Genomic DNA, 19,302 nt, shown 5'->3' on the forward strand with positions numbered 1-19,302 from the left:
CTGGGCGTTTGGAAGCGGCCTTCCGGTGCCGTTGGATTCCGGCCAGCCCGGCCCCTTCCAAACGCCCAGCCCGACCTCCGCCCCCTCCTCCCGCTTTCCTGCGTAACGTTCACCAATCAAATCAAAACTAAAAAAATTATTTTTCCACCCGAACCAACGTCTCCCCGCCCAGCGGTATGATCCCCACCTTGGCATCTGATCCCTGAACTTCAAAGGCCAGTTTCAGCGCGTCTTCCATGGTCTCTGCTTTCTTGAAGGAGAGCAGGTCACATTCTTCCTCGGTCAGTCCGTTTGTCAGGCAAATGACATTTTTAACATAATTGAGCACCTGGAAATGGCACAGCGGGTTGGTCACACCAACTTTATCAGATACCTTTCCGTCTTCCACATCTTTGTAAACGGTCTCCGCATCGGATTTTAAATATTTCACCAGCATCTCTTTGTGGACCGGGGAATTGTTGCAGAAGCCTTCCCTTGGATCCAGAATGTAGATGATGGTTCCGCCTTCTTTTACTCCGCACATGGAGAAGCCAAAAGGCTTAAATCCCTGCCAATAATCCATGTTGCATGGATAAGCGGACACGATTACGATATCCGCCAGTTCCGGAATAGCCGGGCAGAGGGTCTTCTTGGCGAAATCCACGCCTGCGCGGTGAGCTTCTATGTAATGTCCGCAGAACAGGCCCAGAATATGGCTTTCCGCGTCTAAAACCGTGTTGAGGATGAAATCAAGGCCGATTCTTCCGCCTATGGCGTCCACTTCTTTTCTCATATCGCACTCAATATTGCCGAAAATATTCTGAAGCGGGAAATGGGAGCCGATCAAATGGGTGGTAGAGGTGGTCAGTTCTCCGCTGACGCCGGGCATCAGGATCTTGGCGCCGCCGCCCCAGCCCACAACATTATGGGGAGCGATATTGCCAACGGCAATTTTATAATCTGCGGCCAGAACCTCTTTATGGATGTGAAGCGGAGTTCCCATGTCGCTGTCACCGATGTATTCATAATCCTCGGCGATTCTGTAATTTACATTGACAACTTTGTATTTCTCTTTATATTCCCTGCCCAGCTTCATCTCCAGTTCCCCATCTGTCAGCGGACGGTGTGTGCCCGGGGCGGTCACAAAAGTGATATCCTGTGTGCGGGGCTCGATCCGCTTTATCAGGTGCGGAAGGATGGATTTAGTCGGTGTGGGCCTTGTGGCGTCGTCAATGAGGATGACAACTTTGGCATTCTCCTCAATCTGATCCAGGGAAGAATCACCGAAGGGATGATCCAGGGCCTGTTCGATCAGCTCATCCTGTGAAACCGTGGGCGTGTGATCCGCGTGTTCTGCAAAAAAGAGGAAATTTTCGTCGTTTAAGTTGATTTCAACATTGCGCATTCCTGTGAACACTTCAAATGTTTTCATAATATACTGCTCCTTTCTGGTTTCTAAAGTCAGGGACGTAATATATCAAAAACAAAAAATCCCCTTGAACAATAGAAAATGTGTGATAAATAATTAACTAAGATCGCATTGGTATAAAAAGTAATATATTAGTCATTATATAGCTTTTATTGTTAAAATGTCAATATGATTGAAAATAAAAGCTTATTATATGTGCAAAATGATAAAATATCAAAGAATAAACCCTTGGAAAAGATTGGGCCAGCCCCTTTCTACACTACGAAAAAAACGGTATAGGGATAAAAAACAAGATAAAATGCATAAAATAGATACAAATATACTGATAAAAATGTTAAAAATACGTTAAAATATCCAATTTGTGGAAAGGCAATTGTTAAAGTGCTTAAAAATAAAAACTAATAAATTAATATATTGACATAATGCACAAAAGGTGTTAAAGTGAAGTCAGTGATATATCAGAGATGATAAAAAGGGCACGACAGTTTTAAGGCAAAGCATATTTTTAAAAAATTTATAAAAGAGAAAGGGAGAACGTATTTATGAAGAAACAAATCGCATCACTTGTTTTGGCAACAGCAATGGTATCAACGATGGCAGCATGTTCAGGAGGATCAGCACCGGCAGGAGGATCTACGGCAGCGGGAACAACAGCGGCAGCGACAGCAGCACCGGCGGGGGATACGAAAGCGGCTGGCGATACCACCACAGCGGCGGCAGGCGGTGAAGCTGCGGCGAGCGGGGAGGTTTTTAAACTGGGAGCATACCTTCAGCTTTCAGGCGGCAACGCGGCTTACGGTATTGAAGCACGTAACGCGATTCAGATGGCAGTTGACCATGTGAATGAAAACGGCGGCTTCAACGGAGCGCAGGTTGAATTCGTACCTTATGATACCCAGGGTTCCGCAGAAGAGGCAGTAAAGATTGTTTCTAAGTTAGTAGAAGTGGAAAAAGCCGACGCGGTTATCGGTTCTGTTAACTCCAGTGAAGTTTTTGCTGCGGCAGGAAGCTTGAACAAACAGGGCATTTATACCATCGGTTTGGGAACGTCTCCGTCATGGATGGAAGAGGACTGGCCATACGTATTCAGAGCGGCCATGAACAATGGATTCGCAGTTCCGATCACAGTTAACATGCTGGAAGATTTAGAGATGAAGAGCGTAGCGGTATTCTACGGACAGGATGACGCGTCTCTGGCAACCGGAAACTCTTTCATGGAAGAGTGTAAAGCAAGAGGAATTGAAGTGGTTAAGAGCGAGAGCTACGACCAGGGCGATACCGACTTCTCAGCACAGGTTGCAAACCTGATTTCTGCAAAACCTGACTGCATTTACATTTCCGTTATCGGTGAGACCGGACCGGTTATCGTAAAACAGTTAAGACAGTATGGATATTCAGGAATCATCTTTGATAAAGAATCCTTCATGGCTTCACAGGTAGCCATTGCAGGAGCAGAGAACTCCAACTATATCGCATTTGCCAACCCATACGTTACATATAACACAATTGATGAGTGTGATATTCCGGAAGTAAAAGAATTCCTGGAAAAATATCAGGCGAAATACGGCGAGATCGCTAAGACTGACTCCTCCTACCGTGGATGGGATACCGTTATGGTTATGTGGGAAGCCAGCAAGATCGCAGGCAAGAATGATTCCGATTCTTTAAAAGACGCTACAAACAAGATTTCAGGCCTTCAGGGTCTTGGCGGTATTCTGGACTATACAAAGGGCAACAGGGAAGGATACAACACATTTAACAGCTTTATCCTGATCGACGGCAAGAACATCCTTTGGAAAGACTGGATTGCTAACGGCGGCTACGATGAATACAAAACAGCTACAGGCAACGAAAAATAATTAAGCTATCAATTATGAAGAGGCAGGCCGGGAATGAAAAAAAGCCCGGCCTGTATTGGATAAAAAAGAAATAAAAGATATCTTTGAAAGGAGATACATCTATGTATGGAATGCTGTTAATATCCGGACTTGTTATTGGAAGCATCTACGGGCTGATCGCTCTGGGATACAGCCTGATCTACAAGTCGTCCGGCTTACTGAGCTTTGTACAGGGCGATATCATGACGCTCGGCGCATTTCTCGGTCTCACTTTTTATTCCTATCTTGGACTTCCATTTGTTGTTTCGTTATTTCTTACGGTTTTATGTGCGGTTTTACTTGGATTTGCTCTTGAAAAGGGCGTAATCAGAAAATTATTGGATAAGAATGTTATGGCAATCTACATCGTTCTGGCAACGATAGCGATTTCTTATATTGTACAGAACGGATCGATGCTTGTGTGGGGATCTATCGCACTGAATTTCCCTTCTATATTTGGAATCTCGACGATTAAAATCGGCAGCATCAGCGTGCAGCCGGAAGCACTCATGTGTTTCGTGGTGGCTGTCATCTGTATGTTCATCCTCCATTTGTATATGACAAAGACGAAACTTGGAACTTCCATGAGAGCTGCTTCCATGGACGCCATGGCGGCGGAATCCTGTGGTATCGACGTTTCTTTGAGCACAGGGCTTTCCTGGGGCCTGTCCGCAGGTCTTGCGGCGGTGGCCGAAATCCTGATCGGGCCGATCTATGGCGTATATACCACATTGGGCGCGGTTATCGGACGTAAGGGATTTTCCAGCGCAGTAATCGGCGGCTACGGCAACATGTACGGCGCTATGGTTGGCGGCCTGATTCTGGGTCTTGTGGAAACATTTTCAGCCAGCCTGGTTTCTTCCACTTATAAGAACCTGATCGCATACGGACTGCTTTTAGTATTCCTGTTCCTGAAACCGACGGGTATTTTCAATGAAAAAGCCATCAAAGACTGATAAAACGTATATAAGATCTATAGAATAGGAGGTACAACCTTGAAGGATATAAGTAAGAAGGCTATGGGAAAGAATAATTTGTGGAAAATCCTATTTGCCGTTTTATTGCTCGCTCTGCCGTTACTCATGCAGGGATCCAATTACCTGATACTGGTTTTCTGCTTTATTGAGATTTATATCATCGGTGTTTCCGGATTGGATATTGTATTCGGTTACTGCGGCCAGATTTCACTGGGCCACGCGGCATTTTACGCAATCGGCGCCTATGGCTCCGTTGTGTTACATAAGTATTTTGGTATCCCCGTAATTTTAACAATGATTATCGCGGCCTGCATCAGCGCGGCCATCGGTGCGCTCATCGCTTATCCGTGTTCCCAGCTGGTGTTCCATTTCCTGTCCCTGGCTACCCAGGCGGTTGGTGAGATCGTTTATATTCTGGTTTCCCATTCCCCGAACAACATCACAGGAAACTACGTGGGCATGTATACGGACCCGGTTAATTTATTTGGATTTAAAGTCGCCACCAATACACAGTTTTATTATTTTGCGTTGGTATGCGTGGTGATATTTCTGCTGGCTAAGACCTTTTTGGTTAATTCCAAAACAGGGCGGGCGTTTACAGCAATCCGTGAAAACTCACATGCGGCCGACGGTATGGGCATCAATGTCCGCTTATACAAGGTTCAGGCATTTACCGTCAGCGCGTTTTATACCGCGTTCGCAGGCGCTATGTACGCCCATCTGGTTGGATACATCAACCCGGATACCTTCTTATATAAACAGTCCGTTATGTTCCTCACCATGCTGCTGTTTGGCGGCACCGGATCTTTATGGGGACCGATCCTGGGCGCGGCATCCGTACTTCTGGTTAACGAATCACTTCGTGCCCTGCAGGATTATCAGATGTTTATCTACGGTATTTTGATGCTTCTTGTTATTGTTGCGATGCCGGGCGGTATTTTCGGTGAAGGCAAGAAACTGGCCGCAAAGGTCAGAAGAAGAGTCGGAGGTGGCGCAAATGCTTAAAACAGAAGGTGTGACCATTCAGTTCGGAGGATTAATTGCTGTTAATAATGTGAGCCTTCATGTTCAGAAGAATAAAATTACTGGTCTGATCGGGCCCAACGGCGCGGGCAAGACTACATTTTTCAACTGTATCAGCGGAGTTTATGTACCGAATAAAGGTTCCGTCATTTTTGACGGGGAGCATATGGAAGGCAAAAAGCCGTACCAGATCAATAAGGCCGGCATTTCCAGAACCTACCAGGTTATCAACCTGTTCTGGAATATGAGCGTTTTGGAAAATGTTATGGTAGGCATGCATCCCAGGCTGAAATCCAGGTTTTTCTCCGATCTTTTGAAGACGCCGGCAGAGCGGGCTGAGGAAAAGGCAGCGGTGGAAAAGGCCTATGATCTGCTTAAATTCGTGGGTCTGGAGCAGTTTGCCAATGATCCGGCAGGGAGCCTTTCCTATGGCGGACAGAGGCTTTTAGAGATTGTCCGGGGACTGGCCAGCGATCCTAAGATGATCCTTTTGGATGAACCGGCAGCAGGTATGAATACGAAGGAAAAGAAAGAATTTGACGAACTGCTCCAAAGGATTCTGAAAAGGGGCGTTACGATATTGATGATTGAACACGATATGAAACTGGTTATGAATGTCTGTGATTATCTGTATGTACTGGAATATGGAAAACTGCTGGCGGAAGGCGTGCCGGAAGACGTTCAGAACAACCCTGAAGTAATTCGTGCTTATTTAGGAGGTGAATAGTATGGCGCCATTATTGGAAGTTAAAGATTTTCATTATTATTATGGAAACATCCATTCCGTAAAGGGAATCAACCTGTATGTAAACGAGGGAGAAATGGTAACCTTAATCGGCGCCAACGGCGCTGGGAAGACCACCACTCTCCAGACCATATCGGGACTTACAAAACCTCAGGGCATCCGGGGCGAAATCTGGTTTAACGGTAAACAGATCCAGGGTAAGAAGGGCAACAAGATCACAGCCATGGGCCTTTCCCATGTACTGGAAGGAAGACATGTATTTTCCAAGCTGTCGGTAGAGGAAAACCTCATGATGGGAGCTTATCTGAGGAAGGATGCGGCTGCTGTGAAACAGGACCTTTTGGGAGTTTTTAAACGTTTCCCAAGACTTGAAGAGAGACGTACCCAGTTGGCCGGAACCTTATCCGGAGGCGAGCAGCAGATGCTGGCCATAGGAAGGGCTTTGATCGCCCGTCCTAAGATGATCCTTTTGGATGAACCTTCATTGGGCCTGGCGCCTATTATTGTAAAGGAGATTTTCGAAGCCATTAAGGAGATCAACAGGGAGGGAACGACGATCCTGTTCGTGGAACAGAACTCAAAGATCGCCCTGGCGACGGCTGACCGCGGTTACGTGATGCAGACCGGTGAGATGATCCTGACCGATACCTGCAAAAACCTGATGGCCAATGAAGAGGTAAAGAAAGCATACCTGGGCGGTGAATAAAAGGATTTTCAGTAAGTTAACACAGAATTCTGCATCTGAAACGTGGGATGCAGGAAACATGAGTCTGTGCCCGGCGCTGCTGCCGCAGACTTGGGAAAAACAGACGGCAGCGCAGAAATGAGGGATGATATGAAAGCGATTATGGTAGAAGAACCTTTTAAAGTGACAGTGGTGGATGTGGAAAAACCGGAGATCAAAGCGGATAACGAAGTGCTCATTAAAATCAAATGTGTGGGCATCTGCGGCTCTGATATCGGCATTTATAAAGGAACCAACTCATTGGCAACGTATCCCAGAATTATCGGCCATGAATACGGCGGCCAGGTTGTGGAAGTTGGTTCGGCGGTGACAAATGTTAAAGTGGGCGATTACGTATCCGTTGACCCGGTGCGCTCCTGCGGCCACTGCTATGCATGTAAGATCAACAGGCACAACGTGTGCACCACATTGGAAGTGACCGGCGTCCATCAGGACGGCGGATGCAGGGAATATGTGGTTGCCCCTGCGGCTGATGTTTACAAAATTGACGTGGATAAAATCGATAAAGACCTGATCTGCCTGGTAGAGCCTTACAGCATCGGCGTACAGGTAAACCACCGGGCCGGCATCCATGAAGGGGATAAGGTTCTGGTTATGGGCAGCGGCCCTATCGGCCTCACGGTTATGCAGGTGGCAAAATCCAGAGGAGCCCAGGTTATGATGACCGATCTTGTGGACGCCAGGCTTGAACGGGCAAAGGAAATGGGAGCGGACATCGTTGTCAACGTTTCCAGAGAAGATTTGAAACAGGCGGTCCTGGACTTCACGGACGGCGAAGGAATGCCTGTGGTAGTGGACAGCGTATGTTCGTTAACTTCCGTACCTGAGGCCATGGATCTGGCTTGCCCGGCGGGCCGTGTGGTAACTCTCGGCCTGATTAATAAACCGTCGGAGATCGCCCAGGTTGATTTCACCAAGAAGGAACTGACCGTTGTGGGATCCAGACTGAGCAATTACAGATTCCCTGAGGTAATCGAAGGATTTGAGAGCGGGGCTTTAACGCCTCAGAAGATACGCACGCACAGCTTCCCGGCTGAAAAGGCGGAAGAAGCCATGAAACTGAATATGGAACATCCGGATCAGGTATGCAAGATCACACTGACCTTTGATTGATAGAGTGAGGAGCTGAGAAAATGTCTTTGTCTGCCGACGAAAAAATAAAAAGAAACCTGGATTTCTGGGAGGGGAACCATCAGGAGAGGCCTCTCATGATCGCCAGGCTGGGAGGGGTGTTTTTCAGCCGGGCGTTTCAGGCATTGATCCCCCTTTTGGACCGCAGGGCTGAGATTCATCCGGAAGAGATTATCGTGGATGATTTCCTGCCTGATTATGAGCGGATGTATCAGGAATTGGAGCAAATCAATCATGACGCATTTTTTGTGGCGGAGCCCTGCACCGGGCTCCCCTGGATGGAATGCATCATGGGCGCAAGAGCTTATGGTGAATCGGTCAGCGTGGTGACCAAACCGGTATTTTCGGATTTGGAAGAACTGAAAGGGCTGAAGCTGGATAAAAATAATCCATGGTATCAGAAGTATCTGGAGTTTTCCAGTAAACTTACCGAGCTTTCCCAAGGCAGGTTTGCCGTAGGACAGCCGATTTTAAGAGGGGTTACGGATACCATAGGCGCTTTGGCGGGCCAGGTGGAAATGGCCTGCGGCCTGATCGATGAACCGGAACTGATGCACGAAGCATTTAACGCTGTGACTGATGCCCAGCGTGAATTGATCGCCGACCAGTACGCGGTTACGAAGAGAAGCCATGGAGGATACGGCATCGGATTTTACCATATATGGACCCCGGAACGGATCATGTGGTATCAGGAGGATTTGGCGGCGCTGATGTCGCCTGCCCACTATGGAGAGTACCTGTTTGAGACATCCAATAAGGTGATCGAAGGATATCCTTATTCCCTGGTTCACCTTCATTCAGCCAGCTTCATGCATCTGGATCAGATGCTGGAGATTAAGGACTTAAAGGCAGTTCAGATCAACAGGGATGTGGTGGGACTGTCTGTCAGAGAGATGCTGCCTCAGTGCCAGAAGGTGCTGGAAAGCGGAAAACGCCTGGTTTTGGGCATGGGGCCAATTGTGAAAGATGATATCGATGCCATCTATGACAATCTTCCCCACCAGGGAATCGCAATCAATATGATATCGGATACTCCGGAGGAAGCAGAAGAGATCCTCCGCTATGTGGATTCTAAAAAATGGTAAACAGGTAACTGTGGACAGATTAGGTCCGGCCGAAGGCCGGATCTGCCGGGATGTGTTTGGAAATCAGTTTTCAGGCACATTTTTGGCGCACAATGGGAGGGTACAAAATGACGTCTAAAGAAAGAGTGTTCGCTGCGCTGAATCATGAAGAGGCTGACCGGGTTCCGCTGGATATTGGCGGGATCAACAACAGCATGATGCACCGGCTGGTGGAAAAGGAACTGAAGGAGAAGCTGGGGCTTGAAGACCATGGATATTTTATCAAAGCCATCAACCAGGGCGTGGTGGTGCCGGATCAGAGCGTGGTGGACTATTTCGGAGCAGATACCTGCTGTATCTATATTAATGAAACCAGACCGTGGATCGATAACGGGGACGGCACATTTACGGATATGTGGGGAGTGGGGCAGAAATTAAACCCGGACGGATATTATTACAACATGTGCAGACATCCGCTGGAGGACGCGGAGGAACCGGAAGACCTGGACGCGCTCGTCTGGGATGAGCCCAATGAGTACATGATTGAAGGGCTTGCTGAACGGTTAGAGGCCAATAAGGATAAATTCTGTATCCTGGAGGGATTTAGGGAGACCATGTTCGGACTTCCGTCCTGGCTCAGGGGCATAGAGAATTTCTATGTGGATCTTCTGGCCAATGAAGAGCTTTGCGACGCCCTTCATGAAAAGATTCTGGCATACCAGATCAAGCTGGTGGACTATGTGATGGACCGGTTTGCAGATCAGATCGATATCGTGAAATATGCGGACGATATGGGAACCCAGCAGAGCCTTTTGATGTCCCCTGAAACATACAGGAAGATGGTAAAACCCTATCAGGCCAGGCTGTACCAGCATGTGAAGGAGAAATACCATAAAAAGATCCTGCTTCACAGCTGCGGCGCGATCCGCCCGATTATCGGCGACCTGATTGAAATCGGGGTGGATGCCATTAACCCGGTGCAGATTTCGGCAGAAGGCATGAATCCCAGGGAACTGAAAAAGGAATTTGGAAAGAATATCACCTTCTGGGGCGGCGGCGTGGATACCCAGAGCGTGCTGAATCTGGCGTCTCCTGAGGAAGTGAAGCGTTCCGTGAAAGAGAATATTGAAATTTTCAAACCCGGAGGAGGATTCGTGTTCACCCAGGTTCATAACATACAGCCGGGAGTGCCGGCTGACAATGTAATCGCCATGTATGAGGCTTACAGAGAGAATGCGGATTATAAGAAATAATAATTACAGTCCAGCCGTTCTGAACAGTTGCAAATAATAAAAATAATGCCGTCTCTGGCGGCAGAATGAGAGGTGTTTATGAAATTATCATTCCGTTGGTATGGAGAAGATGATAAAGTGACTTTGGAGCAGATCAGACAGATTCCGGGGATGGATTCGATTGTGACGGCTGTCTATGATGTGCCGGTAGGGGAAGTTTGGAGTGAGGAGAGCATTTCCCGCCTGAAAAAGCTGACTGAGGACGCAGGGCTTAAATTCGAAGTCATTGAGAGCATTCCGGTTCATGAGGACATTAAGCTGGGAAAACCGACCAGGGACCACTATATTGACAATTACTGCGAGAACATCCGCCGGGTGGCCGCAGCAGGAGTAAAATGCATCTGCTACAACTTCATGCCTGTATTTGACTGGACCAGGACCCAGCTTGACCACCGTCTGGAAGACGGCTCCACCAGCCTTGTATACTATCAGGAGCAGGTAGACCTGGTGAATCCGCTGGAAAGCGACAGTGATTTAACCCTTCCGGGCTGGGATTCCAGCTATACCAGGGACGGCTTAAAAGCGGTGGTTGGGGAATACAATTCCATGACGGAAGAGGATATCTGGAATAACCTGAAATATTTCCTGGAGCGGATCATTCCGGTTGCGGCTGAATGTGATGTGAACATGGCAATTCATGAGGACGATCCCTGCTGGAGCATTTTCGGCCTGCCCAGAATCATCACCTGTGAGGAGAATCTGGACCGGTTCCTGAAACTGGTGGATGATTCCCATAACGGCCTCACCCTCTGTACCGGCTCCCTTGGCTGTTCCAGCAAAAATGATGTGGTGAAGATGGCGGCTAAGTATGCGGCCATGGGAAGGATTCATTTTGTCCATGCCAGGAATGTGGCGGTTTTGGACAATGGATTCGAGGAGAGAGCCCACCTCTCTTCCTGCGGTTCCCTGGATATGTTTGCCATTTTAAAGGCGCTTCATGACAACGGATTTACCGGATATGTGAGGCCGGATCACGGCCGCATGATCTGGGGCGAGACCGGACGGGCCGGATACGGGCTGTATGACCGGGCGCTGGGCGCGACTTATCTGAACGGGCTGTGGGAAGCGATTGTGAAGATGAGTGAATAGTGAGGTGAGGTATATGCAATTGTGGGAAGAAAAAGCCATGGAACGGAAAGAGGGGCTGGAAACAGGGATTCGGGCATTCGTCGAAGACAATTTAGAAGAGGGCGTTTCCGCTGAGAGAATTGTGGAAAAACTTCAAAAACGTTTTGGTTTGGCTCATGAACATGCAGTATCTTATTTAGAACGTTTTGGGAGGAGTGATAAGGAAAGTTAAAAGAATTATCTTTTAACAGGTTATGAGAAGAGCATCGGAAAAGAGATTGAATGATAGTTTAATTTCTTTTGCCGGTGCTTTTTGCCGTCCTTTATTGATAAAAACCAGCCCGCGGCTTTGCCGATGTGGGACTGTGAATAATAGTAACAGTTCAGACGAATCTGAACTGTTACGCATCCAGCCTATTGAATTCGCCTGCGGCGAGGGGCTGGATGCCTGCAGCCGCTAGGTTTTCGTACAGTCTGCGCAGTGAATGCGCAGACCTATTTGAACTGTTACGAATAATAACAATTTTATCCATTTTTTAGGAGTTTTCTATTGACTATTCACCCCGAAATGATATATTATACATATAGTGTTATATATTACATAAAACGAAATATCATACAAGTACAAAGCCAAATAATGTAACAGTTCAGACGGCTCATCTTCTTGACCGAAAAGGCCGGTCAAGAAGCATCGGATGTCCATCCGATGTGAAAAGTGATAAAGAAAACTGCTTACAAGCCAGCTTGACGCAGCTTTCTTTATCACGTTTCCCGCCGTCTGAACTGTTTCAAAATAATAACAAAAAGGAGAAGGTGCTATGGATCAGTTATATGATGTCTTGATAGTAGGGGCCGGAGTGGTGGGCAGCGCCATTGCCAGGGAGATGGCCCGGTACAAGCTGAAGATCGGGGTGCTGGAGAAGAACCTGGATGTGTGTTATGAGACCAGCGGCCGCAACTCTGCCGTCGTCCATGGGGGATTTGCCTATGATACGGGAACGCTGAAAGCCAAGCTGTGCGTGGAAGGAAACCGGATGATGGGGGAACTGGCTGAAGAACTGGATTTTCCATTTCTCCGGTGCGGAAAGGTTCTGGTGGGGAATACAAAGGAAGATATGGAAACTCTGAAACGGACTATGGTTCAGGGGGAGAAAAACGGAGCTTCCGGTTTGGAGCTGGTGGATAAAGAACAGCTTCACCAGCTGGTTCCTGCCGTAGTGGGGGAATTCGCCATGTTCTCCAGAAACAGCGGAATCATGGACCCGTTCCATTTTACGGTGGCCTTGGCGGAGAACGCCCATGAAAACGGGGTGGACTATTATTTTGACAATGAAGTGACCGGCATCAGCCGGGACCAGGACGGCAACTACCGGATTGAAACGGTTCAGGACGTGTACCGGACCAGATGGGTGGTGAATGCAGCCGGGCTGGGCTGCAAGAAAATCTCCGATATGCTGGGGATAACGGGATACCGGGTGATCGGCTCCAAGGGGGACTACATCATTCTGGATAAACGTCTGGGAGAGCTTCTGCCCATGCCGGTATATCCTGTCCCAAGCAACACATACATGGGAATCCATGTCACCAATACCATCGATGGAAATGTTACCGTAGGTCCTAATGCGGATATGGTGGAGGATTTTACATATTATGGAGTTCCTCAGAAGAACATGGACTATCTGGCGGAAAGCGCGTCGAAACTGTGGCCCCACATCCGAAAAGCCGACCAGATCAGGAACTATTCCGGAATTCTTCCCAAGTGGGTGGATGAAAATGGAGTGATCCAGGACTTTAAGATCGAAATCAAAGATGAAACAGCGCCCAATGCCATTAATCTGGTGGGAATTGAATCCCCCGGCCTGACAGCGGCTGTTCCGATTGCCAGATATGCCATCGGCCTCATGAAGGAACGGGAGCATTTGGAGGAAAATGAAAACTTCAATCCGAGAAGGAAGGGAATTGTGCGCTTTGAAGGGCTGCCCAAGGAAGAACAGGCCAAACTGATCCGGGAAAATCCGGATTACGGCGAAGTGATCTGCCGGTGTGAAAAGGTGACCAAAGCTGAGGTTTTGCAGGCGATTCATAATCCGCTGGGAGTGAGTACCATGGTGGGCATCAAATACAGAACCCGTTCCATGATGGGCAGGTGCCAGGGCGGTTACTGCCAGATGAGGATTGAGCAGATGATTGAAGAGGAACTGGGCAAAAAGGAGACGGACATTGTATACGCGAGACAGGGTTCCTGGGTGCTGAACGGAAAAGTGAGGGAGGAATAAGGGAATGGAGCAGAAGGATGTGATTATTGTCGGCGGCGGTCCTGCCGGTCTGGCGGCGGCTGTAAAACTATATGAGCTGGGGATCAGGGATATTCTGGTTCTGGAACGGGAAAAACAGCCCGGAGGCATTTTAAGACAGTGCATTCATGACGGATTTGGGCTCACCCGTTTTAAAGAGACCCTCAGCGGGCCGGAATATGCCCAGCGGTTTATTGACGAAGCGAAAAACAATCAGATTGAATGTCTGACGGACACCACGGTTCTGGAAGTGACGGAGGATAAGGTGGTTACCGCAGCGTCCAGAGACGGGCTCAGACAGTGGAAAGCAAAGGCGGTTATTCTAACCATGGGATGCAGGGAGAGGACCAGGGGGGCTCTGGGAATCCCGGGAGAACGTCCGTCGGGAGTGTTTACGGCCGGAGTGGCCCAGGCTTATATGAACCTCTATAACCGGATGCCGGCAAAGGAAGTGGTGATTCTGGGGTCCGGCGACATCGGTCTCATCATGGCGAGGCGTCTCACCCTGGAAGGGGCCCATGTACAGGCTGTATTTGAAATTCTTCCCTATCCCAGCGGTCTTGCCAGGAATATCAAACAGTGTCTGGAAGATTACGATATTCCTCTGTATTTAAGCCATACCGTGACTGAAATCCATGGAAAAAACAGGCTGGAACGGGTGACGGTATCGCAGGTGGACGAAAACAGAAGGCCCATACCGGGAACTGAGAAAGAATATTCCTGCGATACGCTGATTCTGTCCGTAGGCCTGATTCCTGAAAATGAACTTTCTATCGATGCAGGGGTTAAGCTGGACAAAAAGACAAGCGGCGCCCTGGTGGATGAACATTTCCAGACCAATGTGCCCGGAATTTTCGCGGCGGGCAATGTGCTTCACGTTCATGATCTGGTGGATTTCGTATCTCTGGAGGCGGAGGCCCTGGCGGAGAGCGCAGCGGAATATGTTAAAAACGGAACTCTGGAAGAGTGTCCCATTTCGGTGGAGGCGGGAGCTGGCATCGGCCACGTGATCCCCCAGAAGATCAGCGGGAAGAGGGACGTGAACTGTTCCATGAGAGTGAACGGCTATTTTAAAGACTGTACCATAGCTGTGACCAGGAATGGAGTGACTGTGGCGTCGAAGAAGATGAAGAAAGCCGTTCCTGCGGAGATGATACAGATTCCGGTAAAGGTGGATAAACTTGCAGGTGAAGGAAATCTGGAGGTGAAGGTGATATGCTGAAAGAAATAACATGTATAATCTGCCCCAATGGCTGTGAGATCGAGGCGGAAGTTGAGGACGGCAAAGTGCTGTCCATAAAGGGGAATCTCTGCAAAAAGGGCGGGGACTACCTGATCCAGGAATTGAATGATCCCCGCCGGACAATCGCGTCTTCCATCCTCATAGAGGGCGGCGAACTCCCGTTAGCCAGCGTGAGGCTGACGAAACCGATCCCCAAGAAAGAGATTATGAAGGCCATGGAAGAGATCAGGAAGATCCGGAAAGCCGCTCCGGTCATGGCCGGGGATGTGGTGATAAAAGGGATTCTTGGGACGGACAGCGACGTGGTTGTGACGAAAACGGTTGGAGTGAAAACGGAAGCAGGGAAAAAGTGAAAATGGCAGGAGCTGAGAGCGCCGGGCAATAGGAAGTTATATAGAACGGTTTAAAAATATTAGAGGATATAAAAAGCCTGGGGAAAAGGATGGTTTTATTCTTTTTCCCAGGCTTTTATATCGTAAAATGCATTGTATTTTCCTTGTTGTATATAGAAAAAATATTTTTATTAGATATATTGACAATGATACAATTATGGTATATGCTGAAAATATAATTTAGACCGATCCAAAAAGGTGGTGTGAAGATGGTAACGATACGGGACGTAGCGCGTAAAGCAGGCGTATCCAGGAGTACGGTATCTCTTGTATTGAATAATAACCCGTTAGTGAAGGATGAGACACGCCGTCATGTGCTGGAAGTGATAAAAGAACTGAATTATGTTCCCAATAACAATGCCAGAGGCCTGAGCAGCAAGACGAATAACAGCCTTGGCCTTGTGGTATTTGTGGATAAGAGCAGAAGCCCGGACCAGTTCAGTTATGATTTTAACCAGAGCACCGGTATGTGTTCCTACAGCATCAGCAATGGAATCATGCTGGGGCTGGCGGAGACGGATTATGGCGTCATTACGGAACGGTTCTGTTCGGTGGACGAGCCGGATGAACTGCCCCGGGTTGTAAAAAACCGGAGGGTGGACGGTGTGTTTCTGGTTGGGAATCCCTACAGCCCCAAGCTGATGAAGAAGATGCAGGCCACCGGTATTCCCATGGTGATTGCCGGTGTAGACAGCTATGAAGATGAGATCGATTCCGTATATGCGGATCCGGGCGTGGGCACTGTGATGGAACTGAAGCATCTTTTAGATACGGGGCACAAGAAGATCTGTATGGTGAACAGCCCCAAGAATTTCCACTCATCCTATACGCGTATAAAAGCTGTCAGCGAATTTGTGGGAAAGAACGGAGTTGAGTTTGATTTTGACTGGGTTATTTTCTGTAAATCGAACCGGGGGGAAAGCGGTTATGAGACATTTAAGGAATTCTGGGAGGCGGGGAACCGGCCGGACGGAGTGATAACCGCCAACGGACAGATTGCGTTAGGTGTCATGAGGTATTTGTATGAGAATCACATCCGGGTGCCTGAGGACGTTTCCATTGTGGCATATGAGGATTCTTCCCTCTGCGGTTACGCCACGCCGGGGCTCACTGTGGTGAATATCCGTAAGGAAGCTCTGGGGGAGCAGGCGGCCAAGTGCCTGCTGCAGCGGATTCAGAATCCGGATAAAGAGGTGGAGCACATTGTGATTGAACCCTATATGGTTGAACGGCAGAGTGTGAAGCCGAGGTAAAAACGCTTTTTAGCGTTTTTTACAATCTAAAATTTAGATCGGTCCAAAAGTGAAAAGAGGGAGGGGTATGCAAAAAGAAATGAAGGTAACTGTTGAACGGGTGTTACAGTACGATGTGGTGGTGGCGGGAGGCGGACCGGCGGGAATTGGGGCCGCCGTATCAGCGGCCAGGCTGGGAGCCAAAACAGCTCTGATCGAACGGTTTGGCGTCCTGGGGGGGATGATGACATCCGGACATGTCCAGCCCATACTGGGGCGGACAGCGCCTTATACCATGTATCATGAGGTGTGCGGCATTTTAAACCAGGGACACGAAGAGGCGGAGCGGATCATAACGAGAAACGGAAGTGAAATCCATGTGGATCCGGAGGAGGCCAAGGGACGGCTTCTGAAACTGGCGGTTGACAGCGGAGCTGACGTTTATCTGCAGACGGCGGTTGTGGATGTGGAAAAAGAAGACGGCAGGGTCAGACGGCTGCTGGTTACATCTCCAACAGGCCCTTGCATTATGGAAGGAAACATGTTTGTAGACGCTACGGGCGACGGTTATGTGGCTTACCGCGGCGGGGCGCATTTTGAAACCGGCAGGGAAGGCGACGGGTTAAGGCAGCCGGAGACGATTGAATTTACGGTTGGGGGAGTTGATGAGACGAAAGCCATTGCCTGTTACGGCGGGAGCGATCCGGTCACTCTGCCTGACGGGAAAAAATATTCGCAGTTGTGCCGGGAGGCTTGCGAGAAGGGCGTTCTGCCTGAAAATGTCTCAATTGTGCGGCTGCACCGCACATTCTATCCCGGCGAGCGGCAGGTCAACGCCACCCAGGCCAACGGCTGTGAGACGCTGGATGCAAAAGGGATCTTGGACGCAGAGCTGGAACTGAGGCGGCAGATGGATTCCGTAGTCAGATTTTTAAAGGATTTTGTACCGGGGTATGAAAACTGTTATGTAAAAGCGTCGGCCAGCGCCCTTGGCGTGAGGGAGACGAGACGGTTTACGGGAGAATACGTGCTTTCGGACCAGGATGTGGAAACAGGCGCCAGATTCCCGGATGTGGTGGTACATAAAGCATGGTTTTTGATCGACATTCATAATCCTGAGGGCGGAGGACAGGCGGAAGGCCATTCTAAACCGGCGGTTCCCTATGATATTCCTCTGCGGAGCCTGATACCCAGGAATCTGGACGGGGTATTTCTGGCCGGGCGGAATATTTCAGGCAGCCACAGGGCGCACGGCTCCTACCGGGTTATGGGGATTGCCCTTGCCACAGGGCAGGCGGCCGGAATCGCGGCGGCAGTCTGCGCCATGGACGGGATAGGAACTGGTGGACTGGACTACAGGAAAGTGCAGAAGGCGCTTATGGATTCTGGAGCAGAACTTTTTGATGAGGGGGAATGGATCGGATGATGGAACAGCGGACCGGCAGAGACGTGATGAACACCATGGATGCGGATGTATTCGTGGCTGGCGGAGGGCCTGCCGGGGTATGCGCGGCCATTGCAGCCGCAAGAGAAGGAGCGGTTACGGTGATGGCGGAACAGGGCGGCTGCGCAGGCGGTATGGCGACACAGGGCCTGGTAGGACCGTTTATGACCTGCTATGACAAAGACGGGGAGAATATGATCATCAAAGGCCTGTTCTCTGAAATTGTGGACCGCCTTGTTAAAAAGGGGGGCGCCATCCACCCTTCACAGGTGAGAAAGGGGACTGCGTTTACTTCCTGGATCCGGGACGGACATGACCATGTAACGCCCTTTGATCCGGAAATTTTAAAGGTGGTTTTGGACGAGATGCTGGAAGAGGCTGGGGTACAGACCCTGTACCATACCACATTTGCGGAGCCGGTGATGGAGAAGGGGAAGATAACAGGGGTTATCCTTCATTCCAAATCAGGGTTTGAGCGGGTTAATGCAAAGGCGGTGATTGACTGCACCGGCGACGGGGATGTGGCTTGCCGGGCCGGGGTTTCCTGGGAGATGGGTGATGAAAAGCTGAAGCTCATACAGCCGGCCACGTTATTTTTCCGCATCTGCAATGTGGACTCCGATGCGGTGGAAGGGGATATTACAAAAAACAGGGAGAATTTTTACAGGAAAGACGGTGTGAATTACCGCAGTTTCCATTGGTGGGTATCGGAGGCCAGGAAGCGGGGAGACTGGAGTTTGGACCGGGTTTCCATCGGCATGTACCGGGGGGTGAAGAAGGATGAATGGTATGTGAACACTTCGAGGATTATGGGAATTGATTCCACAGACAACAGAAGCCTTTCTAAGGGAGAAATGGAAGGGCGCAGGCAGGTCCAGGAGATTCTGCATATGATCCGCACCTATATTCCTGGGTGCAGGGACGCGAAGCTGATGAGCACCGCCTCTGTCTTGGGAATCCGGGAGAGCCGCCATATCAGAGGAGAGAGCCGCCTGACGCTGGAGGACATCCTTCAGGGAAAGCTGACGGACGACCGGGTGCTGGTATGTTCTAATTCGGTAGATGTCCATGGCCGTTACGGGCCGAGAAGCAATGAGTACCTGACTATTGAGAACGGAGAGTATTACGGCGTTCCCTATGGATGCCTGGTGCCCTGCGGCGTGGACGGGCTTTTAGTGGCGGGACGGTGCATTTCAGCGGAATCACAGGCAGCAGGAGCTGTCAGGGTCATGCCTCCGGTGATGGCCATGGGCCAGGCGGCCGGAATCGCGGCGGCGGTTTCCGTGAAAACAGGAAAAGAGGTGCGCTGCATAGACAGGGAAATGTTAAAAGAGAGGCTGATTGAAAATCAGGTGTATCTGGGGTGA

17 protein-coding genes are annotated in these 19,302 nt (G+C 49.3%); 16 read left to right on the top strand and 1 reads right to left on the bottom strand.

Annotated elements, in window-relative coordinates:
- Positions 1-136: 136 nt before the first annotated feature.
- Positions 137-1,411, bottom strand: a complete 1,275-nt coding sequence (gene larA / locus GPL15_RS04115; protein ID WP_215696297.1) for a nickel-dependent lactate racemase — start codon at positions 1,409-1,411, stop codon at positions 137-139.
- Between the two features lie 539 nt (positions 1,412-1,950).
- Here larA and GPL15_RS04120 point away from each other — a divergent pair.
- From GPL15_RS04120 to GPL15_RS04195, 16 genes are all read left to right on the top strand, one after another.
- Complete coding sequence (locus GPL15_RS04120) at positions 1,951-3,267, top strand: ABC transporter substrate-binding protein (protein WP_215696299.1); 1,317 nt, start codon at positions 1,951-1,953, stop codon at positions 3,265-3,267.
- A gap of 101 nt (positions 3,268-3,368) precedes the next feature.
- On the top strand, positions 3,369-4,241 hold the full coding sequence (locus GPL15_RS04125; RefSeq protein WP_215696301.1) for a branched-chain amino acid ABC transporter permease: 873 nt from the start codon (positions 3,369-3,371) through the stop codon (positions 4,239-4,241).
- A 39-nt stretch (positions 4,242-4,280) separates the two neighbouring features.
- Positions 4,281-5,267, top strand: a complete 987-nt coding sequence (locus tag GPL15_RS04130) for a branched-chain amino acid ABC transporter permease (RefSeq protein WP_215696303.1) — start codon at positions 4,281-4,283, stop codon at positions 5,265-5,267.
- The gene (locus tag GPL15_RS04135) at positions 5,260-6,012 is read left to right on the top strand and encodes an ABC transporter ATP-binding protein (RefSeq protein ID WP_215696305.1); all 753 of its coding nucleotides are present in this window, start codon (positions 5,260-5,262) and stop codon (positions 6,010-6,012) included. Before GPL15_RS04130 ends, GPL15_RS04135 begins: the two co-directional genes overlap by 8 nt.
- A 1-nt stretch (position 6,013) precedes the next feature.
- Positions 6,014-6,736 carry an ABC transporter ATP-binding protein gene (locus tag GPL15_RS04140; RefSeq protein WP_215696307.1) on the top strand — a complete coding sequence of 241 codons (723 nt, stop codon included), beginning with the start codon at positions 6,014-6,016 and terminating at the stop codon, positions 6,734-6,736.
- 129 nt (positions 6,737-6,865) lie between these two features.
- Complete coding sequence (locus GPL15_RS04145; protein ID WP_215696309.1) at positions 6,866-7,888, top strand: zinc-binding alcohol dehydrogenase family protein; 1,023 nt, start codon at positions 6,866-6,868, stop codon at positions 7,886-7,888.
- 20 nt (positions 7,889-7,908) lie between these two features.
- The gene (locus GPL15_RS04150; protein WP_215696311.1) at positions 7,909-8,991 is read left to right on the top strand and encodes a hypothetical protein; all 1,083 of its coding nucleotides are present in this window, start codon (positions 7,909-7,911) and stop codon (positions 8,989-8,991) included.
- Between the two features lie 107 nt (positions 8,992-9,098).
- Positions 9,099-10,223: a uroporphyrinogen decarboxylase family protein gene (locus GPL15_RS04155; RefSeq protein ID WP_215696313.1), complete on the top strand. Its 1,125-nt coding sequence runs from the start codon at positions 9,099-9,101 to the stop codon at positions 10,221-10,223.
- A 78-nt stretch (positions 10,224-10,301) separates the two neighbouring features.
- Complete coding sequence (locus tag GPL15_RS04160) at positions 10,302-11,351, top strand: mannonate dehydratase (RefSeq protein WP_215696315.1); 1,050 nt, start codon at positions 10,302-10,304, stop codon at positions 11,349-11,351.
- Positions 11,352-11,388: 37 nt separating this feature from the next.
- Positions 11,389-11,562, top strand: a complete 174-nt coding sequence (locus tag GPL15_RS04165; RefSeq protein ID WP_215696317.1) for a hypothetical protein — start codon at positions 11,389-11,391, stop codon at positions 11,560-11,562.
- A 586-nt stretch (positions 11,563-12,148) separates the two neighbouring features.
- Positions 12,149-13,606, top strand: coding sequence for an NAD(P)/FAD-dependent oxidoreductase (locus GPL15_RS04170; protein ID WP_215696319.1), 1,458 nt, complete (start codon positions 12,149-12,151; stop codon positions 13,604-13,606).
- A gap of 4 nt (positions 13,607-13,610) precedes the next feature.
- Entirely contained in the window at positions 13,611-14,846 is a 1,236-nt protein-coding gene (locus GPL15_RS04175; protein WP_215696321.1) for an FAD-dependent oxidoreductase, read from the top strand.
- The gene (locus GPL15_RS04180) at positions 14,840-15,220 is read left to right on the top strand and encodes a DUF1667 domain-containing protein (RefSeq protein WP_215696323.1); all 381 of its coding nucleotides are present in this window, start codon (positions 14,840-14,842) and stop codon (positions 15,218-15,220) included. Before GPL15_RS04175 ends, GPL15_RS04180 begins: the two co-directional genes overlap by 7 nt.
- A gap of 248 nt (positions 15,221-15,468) precedes the next feature.
- Positions 15,469-16,512, top strand: coding sequence for a LacI family DNA-binding transcriptional regulator (locus GPL15_RS04185; protein WP_215696325.1), 1,044 nt, complete (start codon positions 15,469-15,471; stop codon positions 16,510-16,512).
- Positions 16,513-16,579: 67 nt separating this feature from the next.
- The gene (locus GPL15_RS04190; protein ID WP_215696327.1) at positions 16,580-17,917 is read left to right on the top strand and encodes an FAD-dependent oxidoreductase; all 1,338 of its coding nucleotides are present in this window, start codon (positions 16,580-16,582) and stop codon (positions 17,915-17,917) included.
- On the top strand, positions 17,905-19,302 hold the full coding sequence (locus GPL15_RS04195; RefSeq protein ID WP_215696329.1) for an FAD-dependent oxidoreductase: 1,398 nt from the start codon (positions 17,905-17,907) through the stop codon (positions 19,300-19,302). Before GPL15_RS04190 ends, GPL15_RS04195 begins: the two co-directional genes overlap by 13 nt.

The organism is Clostridium sp. MCC353 (assembly GCF_018785315.1).
Classification (GTDB): Bacteria; Bacillota; Clostridia; order Lachnospirales; family Lachnospiraceae; genus CHH4-2.